This is a genomic window from Rudaea sp. (assembly GCF_036383415.1).
GTDB lineage: Bacteria > Pseudomonadota > Gammaproteobacteria > Xanthomonadales > Rhodanobacteraceae > Rudaea.
This window is the reverse complement of record NZ_DASVOK010000233.1, coordinates 1-1742: the sequence shown is the minus strand read 5'-3', so window position 1 is coordinate 1742 and position 1742 is coordinate 1. Positions and strand designations below refer to the sequence as shown.

The window sequence follows — 1742 nt, the reverse complement described above, 5'->3', positions numbered from 1 at the left end:
ATCCGCGACGTGATCGTCACCCATCTGCATTATGACCACGCCGGCAATCTGGATCGCTTCCCGAACGCCAAATTCCATCTGCAGGAACGCGAGATGAGCTACGCGACCGGCCGCTGCATGTGCAACGGCATGCTGCGCCATCCGTTCTCCGTCGATCACGTCACGCAGATGGTGCGCCATGTCTATGGCGAGCGCGTCACCTTCCATTCCGGCGACGGCGAGGTCGCGCCCGGCGTCACCGTGCATCGCGTCGGCGGCCATTCCGACGGCCTGCAGGTGGTGCGGGTCGAGACCGCGCGCGGCCCGGTGGTGCTAGCGTCGGACGCCGCGCATTACTATGCGAACCTGCACAAGAAGAGCCCGTTCCCGATCGTCTACAATGTCGGCGACATGGCGCAGGGTTGGGGGACCGTCGAGCGGCTCGCCGGTCATCCCGACCGCTTCATCCCCGGCCACGATCCGATCGTCAGCGAGATCTATCCGCGCGCCAGCGACAAGGTCGATGCGTTCGCGCTGCATCTGGCGCCGTCGCGATCGTTCGCGAAATAGCCTCGCGGATCGGGCGAGGCGTATCCGCAACACCTCAAGAAACGTCAAAAGAAGAAGCGAATATGACTGAACACAAGACTCTCGGATTCATCGGCCTCGGCGTGATGGGTGAGCCGATTTGCCGCAACCTGGTCAAGAAGAGCGGCAAGCGCGTCGTGGTGTTCGACCTTGCGGCCGAGCCGTTGCAGCGTCTGCGCGGCGACGGCGCCGAAATTGCCGGCACGGTCGCCGATGTCATCAAGCAGAGCGATGTGCTGTTCCTCTGCCTGCCGAGCGCCAAGCATGTGCGCGCGGTGTTCGAAGGCGACGGCATTCTGAAGAACATCAGGAGCGGTCAGGTCGTGGTCGATCTCGGTACGTCCTCGGTCAGTCAGACCCGCGATTTCGCCGGGCAATTGCAGGCCAAGGGTGCGGCCTGGGCCGACGCGCCGATCGCGCGCACGCGGCAGGCGGCGCAGGACGGCACGCTCAGTGTGATGGTCGGCGCGGTGCCCGCGCTCTATGCCGCGATCGAGCCCCTGATCCGCTGCTTCGCCACCGACGTCACCAATTGCGGCGAGGTCGGCGCGGGGCAGGTGACCAAGATCCTCAACAACATGGTGCTGTTCGAGACCGTGAACGCGCTGGCCGAGGCCGTCGCGGTGGCCAAGCACAATGGCGTCGATCCGAAACTCTTGCTGGAAACCTTGTCGAAAGGCTCGGCCGACAGCTTTGCGCTGCGCAACCACGGCATGAAGGCGATCGTGCCGGGCGTGTTTCCCGAGCGCGCGTTCTCGACCGAATATGCGCTGAAGGACCTGTCCTACGCGCTCGAGCTCGCCGCCGACGCCGGCATCAAGATCCGCGGCGCGGAGCTGATCGGCACGGTGTTGCAGGAGGCGATCGACAAGGGATCGAAGGATAATTATTTCCCTGTGATCGCGAAGCATATCGATCGGGCGTGACGGCTCCGTCATTGCCTGGGGGCAATCCATCTTCGCGCACAAAAATTCCATCACCGTCACCCTGAGGAGCGCGCTCTTGCGCGCGTCTCGAAGGGTCGACGGCCACCGGCCGGGCCGTGCATCCTTCGAGGCTCGCTCCGCTCGCACCTCAGGATGACGGGTTTGGTAGCTGCGCGCGAAAGAGAGCCTAATACGCGTCCTTCGCGTCGGCCTCTTCGCTGGTCTGCACCAGCTCGAGGCTGGTCTCGA

Annotated in this window: 2 protein-coding genes; both read left to right on the top strand. The window is 64.3% G+C overall.

What is annotated here, in order from left to right; translation table 11 throughout:
* On the top strand, nucleotides 1-549 hold a 549-nt coding region (locus tag VF497_RS08925; protein ID WP_330887810.1), incomplete at its 5' end, for an N-acyl homoserine lactonase family protein.
* Nucleotides 534-1493, top strand: a complete 960-nt coding sequence (locus VF497_RS08920) for an NAD(P)-dependent oxidoreductase (RefSeq protein WP_330887812.1) — start codon at nucleotides 534-536, stop codon at nucleotides 1491-1493. The genes VF497_RS08925 and VF497_RS08920, both read left to right, overlap by 16 nt.
* Nucleotides 1494-1742: the final 249 nt, after the last annotated feature.